Origin of the sequence: Actinoplanes couchii (genome assembly GCF_016862075.1) — a bacterium.
Taxonomy (GTDB): Bacteria; Actinomycetota; Actinomycetes; order Mycobacteriales; family Micromonosporaceae; genus Actinoplanes; species Actinoplanes couchii.
Genome location: NZ_BOMG01000104.1, coordinates 115,583 through 132,447, shown reverse-complemented (window position 1 = coordinate 132,447; position 16,865 = coordinate 115,583). Strand labels below are relative to the sequence as shown.

Genomic DNA, 16,865 nt, shown 5'->3' with positions numbered 1-16,865 from the left:
GCCCGGTGTCGGCAAAACCGCCCTGATCAACCAGCTGCGCGCACCGGGCCGCCGGTTCGTCAGCGGCAAGTTCGACCAGTACCGCCGTGACCTCGGCGCCGACGCCGTACGCCAGGCGTTCTGTGCCATCGGCAGCCAACTCCTCGCCGAACCCGAGCACGAGGTCACCCGGCTCCGGGCCACCCTGATCGAACGACTCGACAGCAACACCGCCCTGGCCGCGGCGGTGCTGCCGCCGTTCGCGACCCTGCTCGATGTCGAACCGGAAAGCGCCGACGACCCGTGGCACGCGGTCCACCGGATCCAGCGGATGGGCCGCGACCTGCTCCGCGGTGTCGCCGACGCCGACCACCCACTGATCATCTTCATCGACGACCTGCAGTGGGCCGGCCCGACCGCCCTGGGTTTCCTCGACGACGTGCTCGCCCACCCGGACCTGACCGGCGTGTTCGTGGTCGGCGCCTACCGCGAGGCAGACGTCGACGAGACCCATCCGCTGAGCAGCGTGGCCGCCCGGCTGCGCCGCACCGGCGGCAACACCGCGGAACTGCGGTTGGAGAACCTGCCATCGGACGACCTCGGTGTGCTGCTCGCCGAGATCCTGCGCATCGACCGGGACCGGGCTGCCCCGCTGGCCGGGATCCTGGCCGAGAAGACCGGCGGGAACCCGTTCGACACCATCGAGCTGCTCAACGCGCTGCGCCGCGACGGCGCCCTGGTCCAGTGGGACGACGGGTGGCGCTGGGATCCGGGCACGGTGCGCCGGTTCGTCAGCCGGGGCGACGTGGTCAGCCTGCTCGCCGAACGGATCACGGCACTGCCCACAGCCACCCGGGAACTGGTCGAGGCGATGGCCGGACTCGGCGCCGAGGTGTCCCTGGACCTGCTGGGAACCGCCACCGGTCATCCGCCGGACACCCTCGGCACCCTGCTCCGGCCCGCGGTCGAGGACGGCCTGATCACCGTCGGTATGGAGGCGGCGTTCCGGCACGACCGGGTGCAGCAGGCCGCGTACGGCGACGATCGGGAAGGGCTCGCCCTGGGTCTCGCGCGGCGGCTCGCCGCCGACGGCACCCACCCGATGGCCGCCGCCCAGCAGTATCTGGCCGCATTGCACCTGGTCACCGACCCGGCCGAACGCCAGACCGCCGCCGTACTGCTGCGCCGAGCCGCGGAGGGCGCACGCTCGGGCAGCGACAACACCTCAGCCGAGGTGTTCCTGAGTGCTGCCCTGACCGCTTTCGATCGCGAGAGTGCCGACTATCGGGAGGCCCGGGCCGCGTGGCACGGCACGCTCTGCGCGCTCGGCCGGTTCGACGAGGCCGACGCGGTGTTCGCGGACCTGGCGGCGACCGGCGGCGTCAACCCGGTCACCGACCAGCTGACCAGCCTGATCAGCCGGGGACGCCTCGAGGACGCCTTCGCCCTGGGCACGACGGCGCTGGCCGGGCTGGGTGTCGAGGTGCCGCGGGATCCGGACGCGAGCGCCGGCATGGCGATCTTCCGGGACTGGCTGGCCCGGGACAGCGACGAGCGCGAGCGGCTGACCGACCCGACGGCGCTGGCCGCGGCCCGGGTCCTCGACCGGATGGTCGCCGTGGCGCTGTTCCGCGGCGATCACCGGATGATGGTCTGGCTGATCACGACGGCGTTCGCCATGTGGGCGCGGCGGGGCCCGGCCCGGGAGCTGATCGGCGCGGTCAGCCACATCGGGTTCGTCACCGCGCAGTCCGGCGACTACCGGGCCGGTTACCAGGCGATCCGCCGGATCCTGGCCGTCGGGCAGGCGCACGGCTGGGAGCCGGGCACGTCGCAGGCGCGGATGCTGCACGCGTTTGTCGGCATCTTCTGGTTCGAGCCCCTGGAACACGCGATCCGGGCCGCGCACGACGCCCGGGACGGACTGATCCGCGGCGGCGACCTGGCCAACGCGGCGAACACGTTCTTCTCCTCGGTGACGCTGGGCCTCGACGCCGGCGAACTGGGCCTGTTCGACGCCGAGGCCGAGGCGGCGGTCGCCTTCTTCGAACGGATCGGGTACCACCACGGGACGCCGTACTTCGTCGCCTGCCGGCGGCTCGTCGCGGCGATGCGGGACGGGGACGATCTGCACTTCGACGAGGTGGCTGCGACGCTGACCGGCAACGCGCCGGCCAGGGCCGGGGTCGAGATCATGCGGGGTCTGCACGCGGCCGTCCACCGCGACGGCGAGGAGCTGGCCCGGACCGGTGCGGCGGTCCTCGGCCTGCTTCCCCCGGCCCGGGGCAACTATCTGGAGGCGCAGGCCCATCTGCTGGCCGTTCTGGGTGCGGCGGTCCGGGTCAAAACCGCTACCGACTATTTCGTACGCCGGGAAGCGCTCGCCGACGCCACCCGCAGCCGTGACTTCCTGGCGGCGCGGGCGCTGGACTGCCCGGCCAACTTCCGGCACCTGCACCGTTTCGCCGACGCCGTCTGCGCGTGGGCGGCCGGCGACCGGCCGTCCGCGCTCCGGCACTTCGACCAGGCTCTGTCGGACGTGTCACCGGTGAACCGGCCCTGGCACGCGGCGCTGATCGCCGAGTACGCCGGGCTGTTCCACCTCGCCTACGGTCTGGAGCACGCCGGGCGCCGTATGCTCGCCGAGGCTCTGCGGGCCTATCAGCGGTGGGGTGCCCACGGCAAGGTCCGGCTGCTGCTGCGGGAGCATCCGTTCCTGGTCGAGGACGCTCCGGGCCGGGCCGGCGTGACGTCGAGTGTCAAGCTGTCCGCGGACGCCATCGATCTGGTCGGGGTGCTGGAGGCGGCACGCGCGTTCAGCTCGGAGACCGATCTGGATCAGCTGCGCGCCACCGTGGAACAGGTCCTCGGCGCGATGACCGGCGCCACCGCCGTACACCTGCTGCTCGCGGATCCCACCACCGGAACCTGGCTGCCCACCGGGCACCCACTGCCCGAATCGGCGGTGCGCTACGCCGAACGCACCCGCGAACCCATGATCGTCGACGACGCCCGCACCGACGACCGCGTCAACCGCGACCCCTACCTCACCGACGCCGAACACTGCTCCCTGCTCGTCGCACCGATCCTCAACCAGGGCACCCTCCGCGCGATGCTGGTGCTGGAGAACCGGCTCACCCGCCGCAGCTTCACCACCGCCCGCCTGAACGCGGTGATGATGCTCGCCGGACAGCTCACGGTGTCCCTGGACAACGCCCAGCTCTACGCCAACCTGGAACACCAGGTGGCCAAACGCACCGAGGAACTGGCCGAGGCCAACCGCCGGCTGGAGTTCCTGACCGTGACCGATCCGCTGACCGGCCTGCCGAACCGCCGCCGCCTGGACGAGACCCTCGACCACGAGTGGGCGCGGGCGTCCCGGTCCGGCGAGCCGATCGGCCTGGCGATGATCGACATCGACAGCTTCAAGGCCTACAACGACCATTACGGGCATCAGGGCGGTGACACCTGCCTGACGTCGGTGGCCCGGATCCTGTACGAGAACGTGCGCTCCACCGACCTGGTCGCCCGGTACGGCGGTGAGGAGTTCTGCATCGTCATGCCCGGCACCGACATCGTCAACGCCCGCGGGGTCGCCGAACGGGTGTGCCGGGCCGTCGCCGACGCGGCCGAACCACACGCCGGTTCCGCGCTGGGCACCGTCACCATCAGTGCCGGGGTCGCCTCGGCCGTTCCGGTCCCGGGCGCCCTGCCGGAACGCCTCCTGAAGCTGGCCGACGACGCGCTCTACGAGGCGAAACAGTCCGGCCGCAACCGGGTGGCCGTCTCCGACCTGTGACCGGGCGGGCATACTGCGCACCCATGAGCTTCGAAGAACAGTGGCGCTCGCTCGTGGACGCCGACCGGATTCCCGCCATCGGGGTCGCGGTCGCCGGGCCGGACGGCGAGGTGTGGACGGACGGCGACGACCTGCTGTTCCCGGCCTGCTCGATCAGCAAGCACGTGGCCGCGTTCGGCACGTTGCGGCTGGTCGCCGACGGGACCCTCGACCTGGACACCGACGTCGACACCTATCTGTCGTCGTGGACGCTGCCGCCCGGTGCGGGCACGGTGACACTGCGGCAGCTGCTGGCCCACACGGCAGGGCTGACCGAGAACTGGTATCCCGGGTATGCCGCTGGGGTACCCGTACCGGCGCTGGGTCAGGTTTTGCGGGGTCTTCCTCCGGCCACGACGCCTGAGGTGCGACCGGAGCTGGCGCCGGGGGCCGGGTTCCGCTATTCGGGGGCCCACTACTCCGTGCTCGAACAGCTGCTCACCGATGTGACGGGCACGCCGTTCGGTGCGCTGATGGCCGGGCTGGTGCTGGAGCCGGTGGGCATGGCGGACAGCAGTTTTGATCAGCGGTTCCCGCACCAGCACCGGGAGCGGGCCGCCCTCGGTCATCAGAAGGGTGTTCCGGTGCCGGGTGGCTGGCACACGCAGCCGGAACTGGCCGCCGCCGGGTTGTGGAGCACCCCGGCCGACCTGGTGCGGCTGGAGCGGGAGATCCTGCGCGCGGTCGCCGGTGAGTCCGCGCTGCTGCCGGCGGACCTGGCCGCGCAGATGGTGACGGCGCAGGTGCCCGGCGGATTCGGCCTGGGCACCGAACTCCGCGACGGCTGTTTCGGGCACAGCGGGCAGAACACCGGGTACAACTGCTTCTCGTACGTGTGGCCGGAGACCGGCCGGGCGGTCGCGGTGATGACCGGCGACGAGAAATGGCGGGAGACGCTGCTCGCCCTCATCGACCTGGCCGGGGCTCCTCCGGCGGATCGTCGCCGGTGACCAGTTCCAGCTGGGTGACGGCCACGTCCCGCCAGGCCCCGTGTTTCCAGCCGATCCGCCGGTGCACGCCGACCGGCTGGAAACCGAACGCCGCGTGCAGGGCCTGACTCGCGTCGTTGGGCATCGTCGTCTTCGCCACCGCCGTGCGATAGCCGAGGCCGGCCAGCAGCGGGAGCAGTGCTCCGTACAGCGCCCGTCCCGCTCCGGTCCGCCGCAGCTCCGAGTCGACGTAGACGCTGACCTCGCAGGACCAGCGGTAGGCGGGCCGGGCCGCGAACGGGCCGCCGTAGGCGTAGCCGACGATCGCCCCGCCGGCCTCGGCCACCAGCCAGGCGTGTGCCCGGCCGGCCGTCTCGATGCGGCGGGCCATCTCCGCGTCGTCCGGCGGTTCGCTCTCGAAAGTGATGGCGGTGTCCAGCACATACGGCCGGTAGATGGCGGCGCAGGCCGCGGCATCGTCGAGTCCCGCGGCCCGGATCTTCAGTTCCATGTCACTACAGTAGCCTCAGATGCCACTATAGTGACAGGGTGACCGATCGTTTCAGTGCCGACCTCGCCACCACGCTGCGTGCCGTCCGGGACGACCGGGGCCTCTCGGTCAACCGGCTCGCCGAGCTGTCCGGGGTCTCCCGGGCGATGATCACCAAGATCGAGGGTGGGCAGGCACAGCCCACCGCCGCGCTGCTGGGACGGCTCTGCGCGGCACTCGGCCTGACCCTGTCCGAGCTGTTCGCCCGCACCGAGGGTCAGGCCCCGCGCCTGACCCGGGCCGCCGACCAGCTGGTCTGGGTCGATCCGGCGACCGGGTACCGGCGTCGCTCGGTGTCACCGGCCGGCGGCCCGGTCGAGCTGGTCGAGGTGGAGCTGCCCGCCGGAGCGGAGGTGTCCTACCCGGCCGAGTCGTACGCTCTGGCCGGTCACCAGATCTGGGTGCTGCGGGGCCGCCTGGAGTTCCGGGAGGGCGACGTCGAGCACGATCTGCGAGCTGGCGACTGTCTCGAGCTGGGCGCCCCGGCTCCGGGGACCTACCGCAACACCTCCGACGAGCCGTGCCGCTATCTGGTGGTGCTGAGCCGACCCGTTCGTTGACGGTCGTCGTGCAGGAATGGGGATGACACCATGATCGGTATGACGCCCGACGAACACGCCGCCCGCGCCGACGAACTCCTCGCCGAGGCCGAGCGCCTCTACCAGGTCTGCCTGGTCGACTACGACACCAACATCAACGAGGACGACCACTCGGAGGAGCCGTACGTGTCCGGCGCCGACTTGGCGATGCTGACCGCGACCACCCAGTTGGCCCAGGTGCACGCCACTCTCGCGCTGCGGGACCTCAGCCGCCGCTCCGATTGCTGATCGCGCCGGCGATCAGGTTGGCGACCATGCCCTCCAGGGTGGGCGCGAAGGGCAGGCGGTACGCGGCCAGTTCGGGGTCCGCCTCGTAGGCGGCGACCATGCCCGCGGACGGCCGGGAGTGGGTCCAGACCGCGCCGATGGCCATGACGATCTGGCCGCAGACCGGGCCGGCCGTGTCGCCGAGCTCGGGTAACCGGCCCCGGACCAGCTCGGCCAGGGCCGTGACGCTGGCCAAAGCGGCCTTCTTGTAACGGCCGGCGACCTCGGCGGAGACATTGTGCTCCAGCACGCCGGCCTGGGCGCTGAGCAGGTCGCAGAGCTGCGGGTGCCCGGCGATCGACCGGGTCAGGACGGCCGCGACCTCAGCGCCCCGCTCCTGGGCCGGCGCGGACAGGTCGGCGCCGTCGACGAACAGCGTTTCCACCTCGGCGGTCCATTGCTGCCAGGCCCGGTCGAGCAGCTCCAGCAGGACGGCCTCTCGGGATTCGAAATACTTCAGGAACCCGGACTTGGCCAGCCGGCTGCGTCGGCTCAGTTCGTTGAGGGTGATCGCGCCGGCCGGCATCTCGGTGAGCATGCCCGCCGCGGTGTCCAGGATCGCCTGCCTGCGGATCTCCCGGGCTTCGTCGCTGCGGGCGCGCTGGAAGGTGGCCATGAACCACATCATAGGGGACTGCCGGTACGTTGACACGGGACCGGCGGTCCCTTACCGTTCAGCTCATTAGGGACCAGTGGTACCCAATTTGGGGACCGGTGGTCCGCCAACGAGAAAGGGGACGAGAATGTCGAAAACCTGGTTCGTCACCGGCAGCTCCCGCGGTCTGGGCCGCGCCATCGTCGAGCACGCCCTGCGGGCCGGTGACCGGGTCGTCGCCACCGCCCGCAGACCCGAACAGATCAACGACCTGGTTGCGCGGTACGGCGACCGGGTCCTGCCGGTGGCCCTGGACGTCACCAGCGCCGCCGACGTCGACAGCGCCGTGCGGGCGGGGCTGGCCGCGTTCGGCCGCTACGACGTGGTGGTCAACAACGCCGGCTACGGTGACCTGGCCGCGGTCGAGGACGTCACGCTGGAGTCCTTCCGGGCGCAGATCGACACCAACTTCTACGGCGTGGTGTACGTCAGCAAAGCGGTCACGCCGATCCTGCGCGCACAGGGTTCCGGCCACATCTTCCAGGTGTCCTCACTCGGCGGCCGGATCACGTCGCCCGGCCTGACCGCCTATCAGAGCGCCAAGTGGGCGGTCGGCGGCTTCTCCTCCGGCCTGGCCCAGGAGGTGGCCCCGTTCGGTGTCAAGGTCACCGTCCTGGAGCCGGGCGGCATGCGCACCGACTGGGCCGGCGCGTCGATGACGGTCCCGCCGGTCAGCGAGCCCTACCACCAGACCGTCGGCCGGTTCGCCGACATGCTCCGCACCCCCGCCGACCCGGCCACCGCCGCGGCGAACTCCGCCGACCCGGCCCGGGTCGCCGAGATCGTGGCAGACCTGGCCAACCGCGACGACCCACCCCTGCGAATCCTGCTCGGCCAGGACGCCCTGCAGTACTGGGACGCCGCCGCAGCAGCCCAGGCCGACTCCGACGCTACATGGCGCGCCCTTTCCGCCTCCGCCTGGAACTGATCCCGGGGGCTACCACGGCGGCAGTAGGTGGAGTTACCACATCCAGCCGATTCCGGGGCGGTTGCGGCGGGGCACGCTTGACCCCAGCGATCGACAGGGGGAATCACCGTGACCATTCGGGTGCTGCTCGCCGACGACCAGCCGCTGATCCGGCAGGCGCTGCGTGTGCTGATCGACGGCGATCCCGGCATGGACGTCGTCGGGGAGGCGTCCACCGGGATCGAGGCGATCGCGGGCTGCCGGGCCGCCTCCGCCGACGTCGTGCTGATGGACAATCACATGCCGGGCCTGAGCGGGGTCGAGGCCAGCCGCCGGATCACCGGCAATCCGCAGTTGAGCGAGGTGCGGATCCTGATGCACACCGCGTTCCTGACCGAGGACCTGGTCGCGGCGGGTGTCCCGGCCGGCATCAGCGGTTTCCTGACCAAGGGCGGCGACCCGGCCGTACTGCTCCAGGCGATCCGGGACCTGGCCGAACGCTGATCCCCACCGGTCACGGGATCTCGGGCAGGGTGGTGCCGGCCCGGTACTCCTCGGTGTACCGGGGTTCGCCCAGGGCGGCCAGGGCGGCGTCCCGGGAGCGGGCCAGGTCGGCGGCGTCGTCCGGGTCGGGGACCTGGCCGAGCGCGGCGTAGGCGTGATCGGTGAAACCGATCATCCGGGCCGCCCGTGGATGGTCGCGGTCGGCGGTGGCCAGCGCGGCCGCGGCCACCCCCAGATACGGTACGAACGACGTCCAGCCGAGCCGGTGGACCCGCTCGCGACCCTCGGCGAACAGCTGGCGGGCCCGGTCCAGGTTGCCCAGGTGCAGCTCGGTGAAGGCCAGGTTGTGGTACTCGGCGTTGACCTGCTCGGTGTTACCCAGCGACTCGTTGAGGGCGATACTCGCCAGATAGCGGTCCCGGGCCAGCGGGTGGTCGCCGGACAGCCGGGCCACCGCGGCCAGCACGTGCCGGGGGCGCTCCTCCAGGCTCCGCTCCCCCGTGCCCACCGCGATCTCCAGGGCCTGACCGGCCACCTCCTCGGCCCGGGCCAGGTCGCCGTCGCGCAGGGCGACCCGCGACAGCGCGTACAGGGCCTCGACCTCGAACGACGGGCCCCGGTCGCGTTCGGCGGCGGCCATCCGGGTGACGGCGGCGGTGTCGCCGCGGCGGAAGGCGGCGCGGATCCGGTCGGGGAAACTGGTGTCCGACAGCAGGGACACGACGGCGTCCAGGAACGCCGCGGGCTCCTCGATCTGGCCGAAGTGGCCGCTGTTCTCCAGGGTCACCAGCCGGGAACCGGCGATGCCCTGGTGCAGCATGTCCGCCCAGGCCGGGCCGCAGATGAAGTCGTGGCGGCCGCTGATCACCACGGTCGGCGCGGTGATCAGCGGCAGTTCCGGCCGGAGGTCGACGGTCCGGTCGCTGAACTCCACCGGCCAGGTCCGCAGCGTGTCGCGCAAGCTCTGGAACTCATGCCGCCGGCCCCAGTAGTCGGCGAAGTAGACCGGCAGCAGGGCCCGCAGATCGGAACCGGACAACGCGGCGGCGGCCTCGACGGCTTCGGGGACGTCCGGGTGACGCTCGGGATGACGGGCGGCCTCGTCGGCGGCGGCCGTCCAGAACTCCTGGCCGGTGACGGGGGTGGAGCTGTAGAGGGCCAGCCCGGCGATCCGGCCGGGATGCTGGACCGCGAACCGCTGGGCGACGACACCGCCGTGCGAGTGCCCGAGCAGGAACACCCGCGGCACGGCCAGGTGCTCGACCACGGCGTACAGGAAATCGGTGTAGGTCTGCAGGTAGGTCGCCCCGGCCGGCAGTGGCTGGGAGTCACCGGTGCCGACCGGCTCGAGGTAGACCACGGTGAAGTGCTCTTCCAGGGCAGCCGAGCGCAGGTAGGCGTGGTCGACGCCGGGGCCGCCGGAGTGCGCGATCAGGACCGGTCCCCGGCCGGCGACGTGGTAGACCTGCCGGGTGCCGTCGACGGTGCAGCCGTGGGTGCCGGCAACGATGGTGTCCATGGCCGTCACGGTAGGACAGTGCTGTTGACGTCGACTGGATCGACGGTCATGAACCGGGCGCCGGTCAGCTCGGGCAGCGGGTGCGGGCTGGTCACCAGGACCAGGCTGGCGGTGGAGACGGGCAGCAGCGGTGGCACCAGCGTGTGGTCGTGCACGTGGTCGAGCACCAGCAGGATCCGGCGGGTGGCGGTGACGTCGCGGTAGGCGTCGGCCCGGGCCTCCCGGGTGCCGGGCAGTCCGAGGTCGGTGAGCAGGACGGTCAGTGATTCGTCCCGGTCGTGGCGGCGCAGGTCCAGGTAGAGCCGGCCGTCGGGGAAGTCGGCGGCGGCCAGGTGGGCGAAGTGCACGGCGAGTGCCGAGGTGCCGGCCGGGTCCTCGCCGTCCATGGCCACCACCAGCGGCCCGGTGCGCCGGCCGGGTGCCGGGTCGCCGACGAGGCCGCGCAGGGTGTCGAGTTCGGTGTCGCGGCCGGCCAGGTCCGGCGGGTCGGGCGGCAGCCGGGTGGGGCGGACGACGGGTACCGCGGTGGGCAGTGGCAGGACGGTGCGGGTGAGCACCCGGCGGTGGGCCTGCCGTAGTTCCGGTCCGGGGTCGAGGCCGGTGTCGCGGATCCCACGGTAGAGGTCCAGGGCGCGGGCCCGGTTGCCGGTGGCGGCGAGCACGAGCATCAGGGCGGCGTACACCGCTTCGTGGCAACCGCCGATCGACGCGGCCAGCCGCAGGGCGCCGAGGATCCGGGCCGGGCGGCGCAGTTCGACGGCGACCGCGGCGGCGGTCACCACCGCGTCGAAGAACTCGCTGTGCAGGGCGAGGAACGCCCGGCGGGCGGCGGCGGTACGGGCCAGCCGGTCCCCGGCCGGGCCGCGCCACTGGGCGAACGCGTCCAGGTAGCGGTCCAGTCCGGTCTCCGGCCGGCCGGCGGCGATGTCGCCGCGGGCCCGGGTCACCCGGTCGCGGAAGGCCAGCAGGTCCAGGCTGCCGGGCCCGGCGGTCAGGCGGTAGCCGCCGCCGTCGCGGAGCAGGAACGATCCACCGTCCCGGTGGGCCAGCCGCGGCTCCAGGACCCGGCGCAGCGCCCCGATGTACTTGTGGATGACGTTGACCGCCGACGCCGGCGGGTCGTCGCCCCACAACGCGGCGGTCAGTTCGAGCATGTCGAGCGGGCGGCCGGGTGACGCCATCAGGACGGCGAGCAGGGCCCGCTGCTGGCGCGGGCCGGCGTCGACCTCGATGCCGTCGCGCAGGATCCGCACCGGCCCCAGCACCGCGAGCCGTACCTTGCCGGCGGATTCGAGCATGACCACTCTCCGTTCGGTGACGGGACTGTATCGGTGATGCTAGGCAGCCGCTCTGGAAAGTTAGTGAAACCTCATCCGGCGCCGGCCAGCTCGTGGGCCAGCTGTTCCAGCTGTTCGCGCATGTGCCGGGGGCCGCCGCCCTGGAACGAGCCGAGCACCTCGCTGGCCCGGTCGAACGCCTGCCGGGCCCCGGCGTCGTCGCCGAGGGTGAGCAGCAGCGCGGACAGGCTGCGGAACGCCTGGAAGTGGTAGGGGCCCTGGCCGACCGAGCGGGCCGCGTCGGCGGCACGCCGCAGTTCGGCGACGGCGTCGTTGGTACGTTTCAGGCCGACCAGGTTGTCCGCGATGGACACCCGGATCATGGCTTCCTCGTGGCGGCGGCCGATCCGCTGGTTTATCGCCAGCGCCTGCGCCAGGACGGGGGCCGCGTCGTCGTGCCGGCCGAGGCGGGCCAGCGACCGGCCCTTGCAGTCCAGGCTGCGCATCAGCGACGTCTCGTTGCCCGCCGCCCGGCACAGCGCGACCGCCGTCTCGGCGCTGGCCAGGGCTTTCTCGTGGGCGCCGAGCGAGGTGTGCACGGCGTGCACGTTGATGTGGGTCAGGGCCTGTTCGCGCAGCATGCAGTGATCGACGAAGACGTCCAGGGCGGCGGCCAGCAACTCCAGGGACTCCTCGTTGGCGCCGAGGAACCAGCGGGCGCCGGCCAGGCTGCGCAGCACGTGCGCCTCGCCGACGATGTCGCCGCCGGTTCGGGCCGCGTGCAGGGCGGAGCGCATCACGTCGTCCCAGTCCTGGAAGTAGCCGTACCACTCGAAGTACTGCTGCATGGTGATGGCCATCTGCCACGGGACGATGCCGTGGCCGAGGTCGGCGGCCAGGCCGACGGCCTCCTTGAGGACCGGGCGGTGCCGGGCGAACCAGGCGATGGCCTGCTGGTACGTCAGCGGCTCCTCGGGCGCCACGCCGGGCAGCGCCCGGGCCGGCGGGATCGGGGTGCGGTTGGGTGCCAGCACCACCTGGGCGTTGTAGCTGCTGTGCAGGTAGTACTGCAGCAGCCGGGCCACACCCGCCCGCTGATCGGCCGGTGTGTCGATCGTTCGGAACAACTCTTCGGCGTACGCCCGGACCAGCACGTGTGCGGTGAAGCAGCCGCTGTCCTGTTCGGTGACCAGGGCGGCCTCGGCCAGCTCCTCCAACTCGGACCGGGTGCGGGTGAGGTCGGCGCCGGACAGGCTGGCGGCGGCCTCGGCGGTGATCCCGGCGACCGGTGCCTGCGACAGCAGCCGGAACAACCGGGCCGCGTCCGGGCTGAGCTGCCGGTACGACCAGGAGAACGCGGTCCGCGGGTCGGTGACGCCGCGGCCTTCTCCGAACGCGGCCAGCCGGCGGGCGCCGTCGCGCAGTTCGGCGACGACGGTGGCCATCGACAGTTTCGGGCGCACGCTCAGCCGGGCGGCCAGCACCGCCAGGGCCAGCGGGAGCCGTCCGCACAGCTCGATGATCTCGTCGAGGAAGGCGGGATCGTGCGGGCAGGTGAGCCGGGTGGTGAGGATCCGGCGGGCGTCCGGCAGGTCCGGCAGGTGGGCCCGGTGCAGGCGGGCCCCGTCCGAGACGGCCAGTCCGACCAGCGGGCGGCGGCTGGTGATCAGCACCAGGCTGTCGGCCGAGTTCGGCAGCAGCGGCCGGACCTGGCCGGCGTCGTGGGCGTCGTCGAGCATGACCAGGAAACGTTTGCCGGCGGTCAGCGTGCGGTACGCGCCGACCAGGGCGTCCAGGCTGTCCGGCACGTCGGCGCCGCGCAGCCCGAGCGCGTAGAGCAGCGATCGCAGGGCGTCCAGGGCCGGGACGCTGCCGCTCTCGCCCTCGTGACCGCGCAGGTCCAGGTGGAGCTGTCCGTCGGTGAAATCGGCGGCGACCCGGTGGGCGAAATGCGCGACGACGGTGGACTTGCCGACACCGCCCATGCCGTCGACGGCCACCACCATCGGGCTGGTGCGCCGGCTGTCGCGCATCGCGGTCATGTGGTCATGCAGCATCGCCATCTCGTGCCGCCGCCCGACGAACAACGGCTGGTCCGGGGGCAGTTGCGCCGGGCGTACCAGCGTGCTCCCGGCGGGCGCGGCCCCGCTCTGGGTGAGGACCCGCTGCTGGGCCTGCTGTAGCTCCCGGCCGGGGTCGATGCCCAGCTCGTCGGCGAGGCGTTCCCGCACGCTGCGGTAGGCGTCCAGGGCCTCGGCCTGGTGCCCGGCCGCGGCCAGCGTCTCGACCAGGGCGGCGTGCACCGGCTCGTGCAGCCGGCCCGTCCGGGCGGCCGTCCGCAGCGGGGCGAGCACCCGGTTCGGGTCACCGACCCGCTGGGCGACACTCGCGGCGGCGACCACCGCGTCGTGGAACTCGCCGTCGATCCCGGCGAAGGTGGCCGACGCGGCGGCGCTGTCGGCCAGGTTCCCGCCGGCCGCGCCCTGGCACAGGTGCAGTGCGCGGGTGTAGTCGTCCAGGGCGGCGCTGAGCCGGCTGGTGTCCTCGGCCTCACGGGCGCGGGCGGTCAGCCGCCGGAACGCGACCAGGTCCAGCACGTCCGGGCCGGCGCTGAACCGGTAGCCGTTGTCGTGCCGGGCCAGGAACGATCCCGGCACCCGGGTGGCTAGCTCCGGTTCCAGCAGGCGGCGGAGGGCGCCGATGTACTTGTGGATGACGTTGACCGCGCTGACCGGCGGGCTCGACCCCCAGAGCAGGTCGATCAGGTCGCCCATGCCGACGGGCCGGCCCTCGTTCGCGAGGAGCACCGCCAGCAGGCAACGCTGCTGGCGGGGGCCGGTGTCGAGCTCGGCGTCACCCCGCCAGACCCGTAGAGGGCCCATGATCTGCAGGCGCAACACGTCCGGGTCGGTCAATCGAAGATCCTTAACAGAGTACGGATGACGTGCCGAAGCACGCGGAGAGCGGCCCGGGCCGGTTCATGCCGCGGCGGCCAGGATCGCGTCGGTGACGGCCTGCGGCTGCGACACCAGCGAAACGTGCGACGCCGCCACCTCGGCGATCTTCGAACCGGCCCGCTCGGCCATCGACCGCTGGGTGGCCGCCGGGATCACCAGGTCGTCCGTGCCGACCACCGCCCAGCTGGGAATCGTCCGCCACGCCGCGGAGACCGTCGGCCCGGCGTTCGCGCTCAGGGTGATCGGCCGCTGCCCGGCGGCGATCAGCCACTGCTGCTCCTCGGACAGGTCCTGGGCGAAGTAGCGGCCCACCGTCTCCGGCTTCAGGAACGCCTCGGCGTCACCGTCCGGCGCGCCCGGATAGCCGGCCACGTCGAGCACCGTCGTCGGGTCGGGCACGTCCAGCGCCGACCCCGATCCACCGAGGATGGCGAAGATGCTCTCGCCCTCGGCCGGGATGAACGCGTTCACGTAGACCAGCGCCCGCACGTCACCCGCGTTGCCGGCGGCGTTGCTGATCACCACCCCGCCGTACGAGTGACCGGCCAGCACCACCGGCCCGCTGACCCGCTGCGCCACGAACGACGACAGGTACGCCGCGTCGGACTCCACACCCCGCAGCGGGTTCGGCGGGGCCAGCACGGTGAAGTCGTGGGCGCGCAGCCGGGTCGCGACGGCGTCCCAGCTGGAGGCGTCGGCCCAGGCACCGTGCACGATCGTCGGCTTGGTCATGTCGGGTCTCCGATCATCGGGAAAACAGGCGTAACCGCGTCACCGACACTGGCAAGACCCAGTGGAGATCTACTGAACGGCCCTCTGGCGACGAGAGCCGACATTAGGCGTACGAGCCGGGACTCAGATTGCGTCAGATGACGTAATCACCCGGGCCGTGTCCAGCGACGAGATCAGCCAGGCCGCGGCGCCACCGAGCGTCCACGCACCAAAATCGACACCTGTCTCCGCGCTTCCTCGCGTACGAAAGCCAGGATTCTAAGACCGCCTTGTCAATATTTCATTGATTCGCATTCATTGATCTTCCGGTCGTCGAGTAAAGAGATTGTCCAGTGCTCCTCTCTACCGTTCGGGACCACCGCAGACGACGCAGGGAGATTTTGGTGGCCCGCCCGAAGAATGCCCCGGACGACACTCAGGAACGACTCCGGGTGATCGTTCAGGAACAGGGGCCGACATTGACGCGATACGCACTCGGTCTCACCGCCGGCAATCGTGCGATGGCCGAGGATCTGGTCCAGGAAGCCCTGGTCCGCGCGTGGCGCAGCATCCGGACCGTGCCCGACGACGAGAACGGTTCGCGCCGCTGGATGTTCACCGTGCTGCGCCGGCTGGTCATCGACGACTTCCGCCGCCGGCGGCACCGTCCCGCCGTGTATGGCCGGGCCGACGTGGCCACCACCGCCGAAGCCGACGGCTCGGTCCTGGTGATCGCCGAGGACTCGCTGCGCGGGGCGGCCCGGCGTCTCAGCGACGGCCAGCGGGCCGTGCTGTTCCAGGTGTTCTACGAGGACCGCCCGGTCGACGAGGTCGCCGGACGGCTCGGCATTCCGGTCGGCACCGTCCGCTCCCGCCTGCACTACGGACTGCGGACGCTGCGCCGGGCGGTCCTGGATCAGCAGTGAACAAATCCTGGGGTTCGGCAGGCTCACCACAGTCGGTCGCGGCGCCCGTCCGGAGAGGGGTACGGGCTCTTACTCCACATCTGCGCGCGGATACAACCGGCGGTCGATATCTTCGTGCCGTGACAGGCGTACCAGATGCGGCACTCGCGGCCGACAGCTATCTGAAACTGACCGGGCGGCCTCTTCTTCCGGAGGACAAGACCGCCACCTGGCTGTACGACGCGCCGTTCGGCCTGCTGGTGCACGACGCGTCGGCGGATCCACTGTTCGTCTACGCCAACCGGACGGCGCAGCAGATGTTCGGGTACCGCTGGGACGAGTTCGTCGGGCTGCCGTCCCGGCTGTCGGCGGGCGCCCAGGACCGGGAGGAACGCCGGGTGTTCATGGAGTCGGTGCTGCGCGACGGCTACGCCGACGACTACCGGGGCACCCGCATCCGCAAGGACGGCCACCAGTTCCAGCTGCTGGAAGCCACGGTCTGGAACGTACTCGCCGACGACGCCACCGTGATCGGCCAGGCCGCCGCGATCTGGCGATGGGGCGACTCCTGAGCCGATCCACCGGCGAGCAGACCCGCGGCCGTACAGTGACGTCCGTGAACGTTGTCGACCGGCCGGTGCCGATTCGGGCCTGTTGGCTGTCGTGGCTGGCGGTGAACACCGCGGATCAGGCGGCGGTGGTGCGGCAGCTCGGGCTGACCGATGTGCGGGCCTGCACCTGGGCGACCGGGGCGGACCTGGTGGACAAGGTCGCGCACAGCGGGGAGGATCGCTTCTCCACCGTCGTCGTGACTCCGGACCTGAGCGGCTGGACGCTGGTGTTCGGTGCGTGGCTCGGTCTGCCGTACCTGGCCGCCACCGACCGGGTCACCCGGCACTGCGAGCAGCTCAGCGCGCGATTCGGCCAGGCTCAGGCCTACTTCCACAGCGACTATGACGGCGAGGCGTGGCTGATCGCCGAGCACGGCACGGTGCTCCGGCGGTGGGTCGCGGAATATCCGGAGCTGGCGCTGGGCGAGCCGTTCGGTGTCGAGCGTCGCCTGCTCGACACCTTCGGCATTCCCGGGCGGCCGGAGGATCTCGACCCGGACGACGATCCGGCCTTGTCGTGGGCGGCGACGTGGGGTGGCTGCTGGGCGACGACCGTCGCGGCTGAACACAGTCTCGACCCGACCGTGATCGGCCCGTCCACGCCGTCCACCGGAACCGTCCTGATCGCCGGCACCCCCTGACCGCCTGTCCGGCGGA

General features: G+C 71.9%; 15 protein-coding genes. 9 read left to right on the top strand and 6 right to left on the bottom strand.

The window, feature by feature from the left end:
• On the top strand, window positions 1-3,778 hold a 3,778-nt coding region (locus tag Aco03nite_RS42645), incomplete at its 5' end, for a diguanylate cyclase (protein WP_203806957.1).
• Between the two features lie 23 nt (window positions 3,779-3,801).
• Complete coding sequence (locus tag Aco03nite_RS42640; RefSeq protein ID WP_203806955.1) at window positions 3,802-4,767, top strand: serine hydrolase domain-containing protein; 966 nt, start codon at window positions 3,802-3,804, stop codon at window positions 4,765-4,767.
• Here the strand turns inward: Aco03nite_RS42640 and Aco03nite_RS42635 are convergent.
• Window positions 4,724-5,257: a GNAT family N-acetyltransferase gene (locus Aco03nite_RS42635; protein ID WP_203806953.1), complete on the bottom strand. Its 534-nt coding sequence runs from the start codon at window positions 5,255-5,257 to the stop codon at window positions 4,724-4,726. The two genes, Aco03nite_RS42640 and Aco03nite_RS42635, sit on opposite strands and share 44 nt — an antisense overlap.
• A gap of 38 nt (window positions 5,258-5,295) precedes the next feature.
• On the opposite strand from Aco03nite_RS42635, the gene Aco03nite_RS42630 reads away from it, so the two are divergent.
• A complete protein-coding gene (locus Aco03nite_RS42630; RefSeq protein ID WP_203806951.1) occupies window positions 5,296-5,856 on the top strand; it encodes a helix-turn-helix domain-containing protein in 561 nt (186 codons plus the stop codon).
• A gap of 39 nt (window positions 5,857-5,895) precedes the next feature.
• Window positions 5,896-6,123: a hypothetical protein gene (locus tag Aco03nite_RS42625; protein ID WP_239145901.1), complete on the top strand. Its 228-nt coding sequence runs from the start codon at window positions 5,896-5,898 to the stop codon at window positions 6,121-6,123.
• On the opposite strand, the gene Aco03nite_RS42620 is transcribed toward Aco03nite_RS42625, so the two are convergent.
• The gene (locus Aco03nite_RS42620) at window positions 6,101-6,778 is read right to left on the bottom strand and encodes a TetR/AcrR family transcriptional regulator (protein ID WP_203806947.1); all 678 of its coding nucleotides are present in this window, start codon (window positions 6,776-6,778) and stop codon (window positions 6,101-6,103) included. The genes Aco03nite_RS42625 and Aco03nite_RS42620 overlap by 23 nt on opposite strands.
• 127 nt (window positions 6,779-6,905) lie before the next feature.
• Between Aco03nite_RS42620 and Aco03nite_RS42615 the strand changes: the two genes are divergently transcribed.
• Together Aco03nite_RS42615 and Aco03nite_RS42610 are read left to right on the top strand one after the other, a co-directional pair.
• Window positions 6,906-7,745 carry an SDR family NAD(P)-dependent oxidoreductase gene (locus tag Aco03nite_RS42615; RefSeq protein ID WP_203806945.1) on the top strand — a complete coding sequence of 280 codons (840 nt, stop codon included), beginning with the start codon at window positions 6,906-6,908 and terminating at the stop codon, window positions 7,743-7,745.
• Window positions 7,746-7,853: 108 nt separating this feature from the next.
• Window positions 7,854-8,228, top strand: a complete 375-nt coding sequence (locus Aco03nite_RS42610; RefSeq protein WP_203806943.1) for a response regulator — start codon at window positions 7,854-7,856, stop codon at window positions 8,226-8,228.
• A gap of 10 nt (window positions 8,229-8,238) precedes the next feature.
• On the opposite strand, the gene Aco03nite_RS42605 is transcribed toward Aco03nite_RS42610, so the two are convergent.
• The 4 genes from Aco03nite_RS42605 to Aco03nite_RS42590 all read right to left on the bottom strand — a co-directional run bounded on the left by Aco03nite_RS42605 (window position 8,239) and on the right by Aco03nite_RS42590 (window position 14,713).
• Window positions 8,239-9,747 carry an alpha/beta fold hydrolase gene (locus Aco03nite_RS42605; RefSeq protein ID WP_203806941.1) on the bottom strand — a complete coding sequence of 503 codons (1,509 nt, stop codon included), beginning with the start codon at window positions 9,745-9,747 and terminating at the stop codon, window positions 8,239-8,241.
• A gap of 5 nt (window positions 9,748-9,752) precedes the next feature.
• Window positions 9,753-11,045 carry an AfsR/SARP family transcriptional regulator gene (locus Aco03nite_RS42600; protein ID WP_203806939.1) on the bottom strand — a complete coding sequence of 431 codons (1,293 nt, stop codon included), beginning with the start codon at window positions 11,043-11,045 and terminating at the stop codon, window positions 9,753-9,755.
• 71 nt (window positions 11,046-11,116) lie between these two features.
• On the bottom strand, window positions 11,117-13,939 hold the full coding sequence (locus tag Aco03nite_RS42595) for an AfsR/SARP family transcriptional regulator (RefSeq protein WP_239145900.1): 2,823 nt from the start codon (window positions 13,937-13,939) through the stop codon (window positions 11,117-11,119).
• 63 nt (window positions 13,940-14,002) lie between these two features.
• Window positions 14,003-14,713 (bottom strand): alpha/beta fold hydrolase, encoded by a 711-nt coding sequence (locus Aco03nite_RS42590; RefSeq protein WP_203806937.1) that lies wholly within the window; start codon window positions 14,711-14,713, stop codon window positions 14,003-14,005.
• Between the two features lie 383 nt (window positions 14,714-15,096).
• Between Aco03nite_RS42590 and Aco03nite_RS42585 the strand changes: the two genes are divergently transcribed.
• The 3 genes from Aco03nite_RS42585 to Aco03nite_RS42575 all read left to right on the top strand — a co-directional run bounded on the left by Aco03nite_RS42585 (window position 15,097) and on the right by Aco03nite_RS42575 (window position 16,849).
• Entirely contained in the window at window positions 15,097-15,618 is a 522-nt protein-coding gene (locus Aco03nite_RS42585) for a sigma-70 family RNA polymerase sigma factor (RefSeq protein WP_203806935.1), read from the top strand.
• A gap of 119 nt (window positions 15,619-15,737) precedes the next feature.
• The gene (locus Aco03nite_RS42580; RefSeq protein ID WP_203806933.1) at window positions 15,738-16,169 is read left to right on the top strand and encodes an MEKHLA domain-containing protein; all 432 of its coding nucleotides are present in this window, start codon (window positions 15,738-15,740) and stop codon (window positions 16,167-16,169) included.
• A 44-nt stretch (window positions 16,170-16,213) separates the two neighbouring features.
• The gene (locus tag Aco03nite_RS42575; RefSeq protein WP_203806931.1) at window positions 16,214-16,849 is read left to right on the top strand and encodes a hypothetical protein; all 636 of its coding nucleotides are present in this window, start codon (window positions 16,214-16,216) and stop codon (window positions 16,847-16,849) included.
• The last annotated feature ends 16 nt before the right edge of the window (window positions 16,850-16,865 follow it).

What these genes read in the sequence shown, in the direction of transcription:
- Aco03nite_RS42640 (WP_203806955.1), top strand. Translation starts at nt 3,802, where the DNA reads ATGAGCTTCGAAGAACAGTGGCGCTCGCTCGTGGACGCCGACCGGATT.
- Aco03nite_RS42635 (WP_203806953.1), bottom strand. Translation starts at nt 5,257, where the DNA reads ATGGAACTGAAGATCCGGGCCGCGGGACTCGACGATGCCGCGGCCTGC.
- Aco03nite_RS42625 (WP_239145901.1), top strand. Translation starts at nt 5,896, where the DNA reads ATGACGCCCGACGAACACGCCGCCCGCGCCGACGAACTCCTCGCCGAG.
- Aco03nite_RS42620 (WP_203806947.1), bottom strand. Translation starts at nt 6,778, where the DNA reads ATGGCCACCTTCCAGCGCGCCCGCAGCGACGAAGCCCGGGAGATCCGC.
- Aco03nite_RS42615 (WP_203806945.1), top strand. Translation starts at nt 6,906, where the DNA reads ATGTCGAAAACCTGGTTCGTCACCGGCAGCTCCCGCGGTCTGGGCCGC.
- Aco03nite_RS42605 (WP_203806941.1), bottom strand. Translation starts at nt 9,747, where the DNA reads ATGGACACCATCGTTGCCGGCACCCACGGCTGCACCGTCGACGGCACC.
- Aco03nite_RS42600 (WP_203806939.1), bottom strand. Translation starts at nt 11,045, where the DNA reads ATGCTCGAATCCGCCGGCAAGGTACGGCTCGCGGTGCTGGGGCCGGTG.
- Aco03nite_RS42590 (WP_203806937.1), bottom strand. Translation starts at nt 14,713, where the DNA reads ATGACCAAGCCGACGATCGTGCACGGTGCCTGGGCCGACGCCTCCAGC.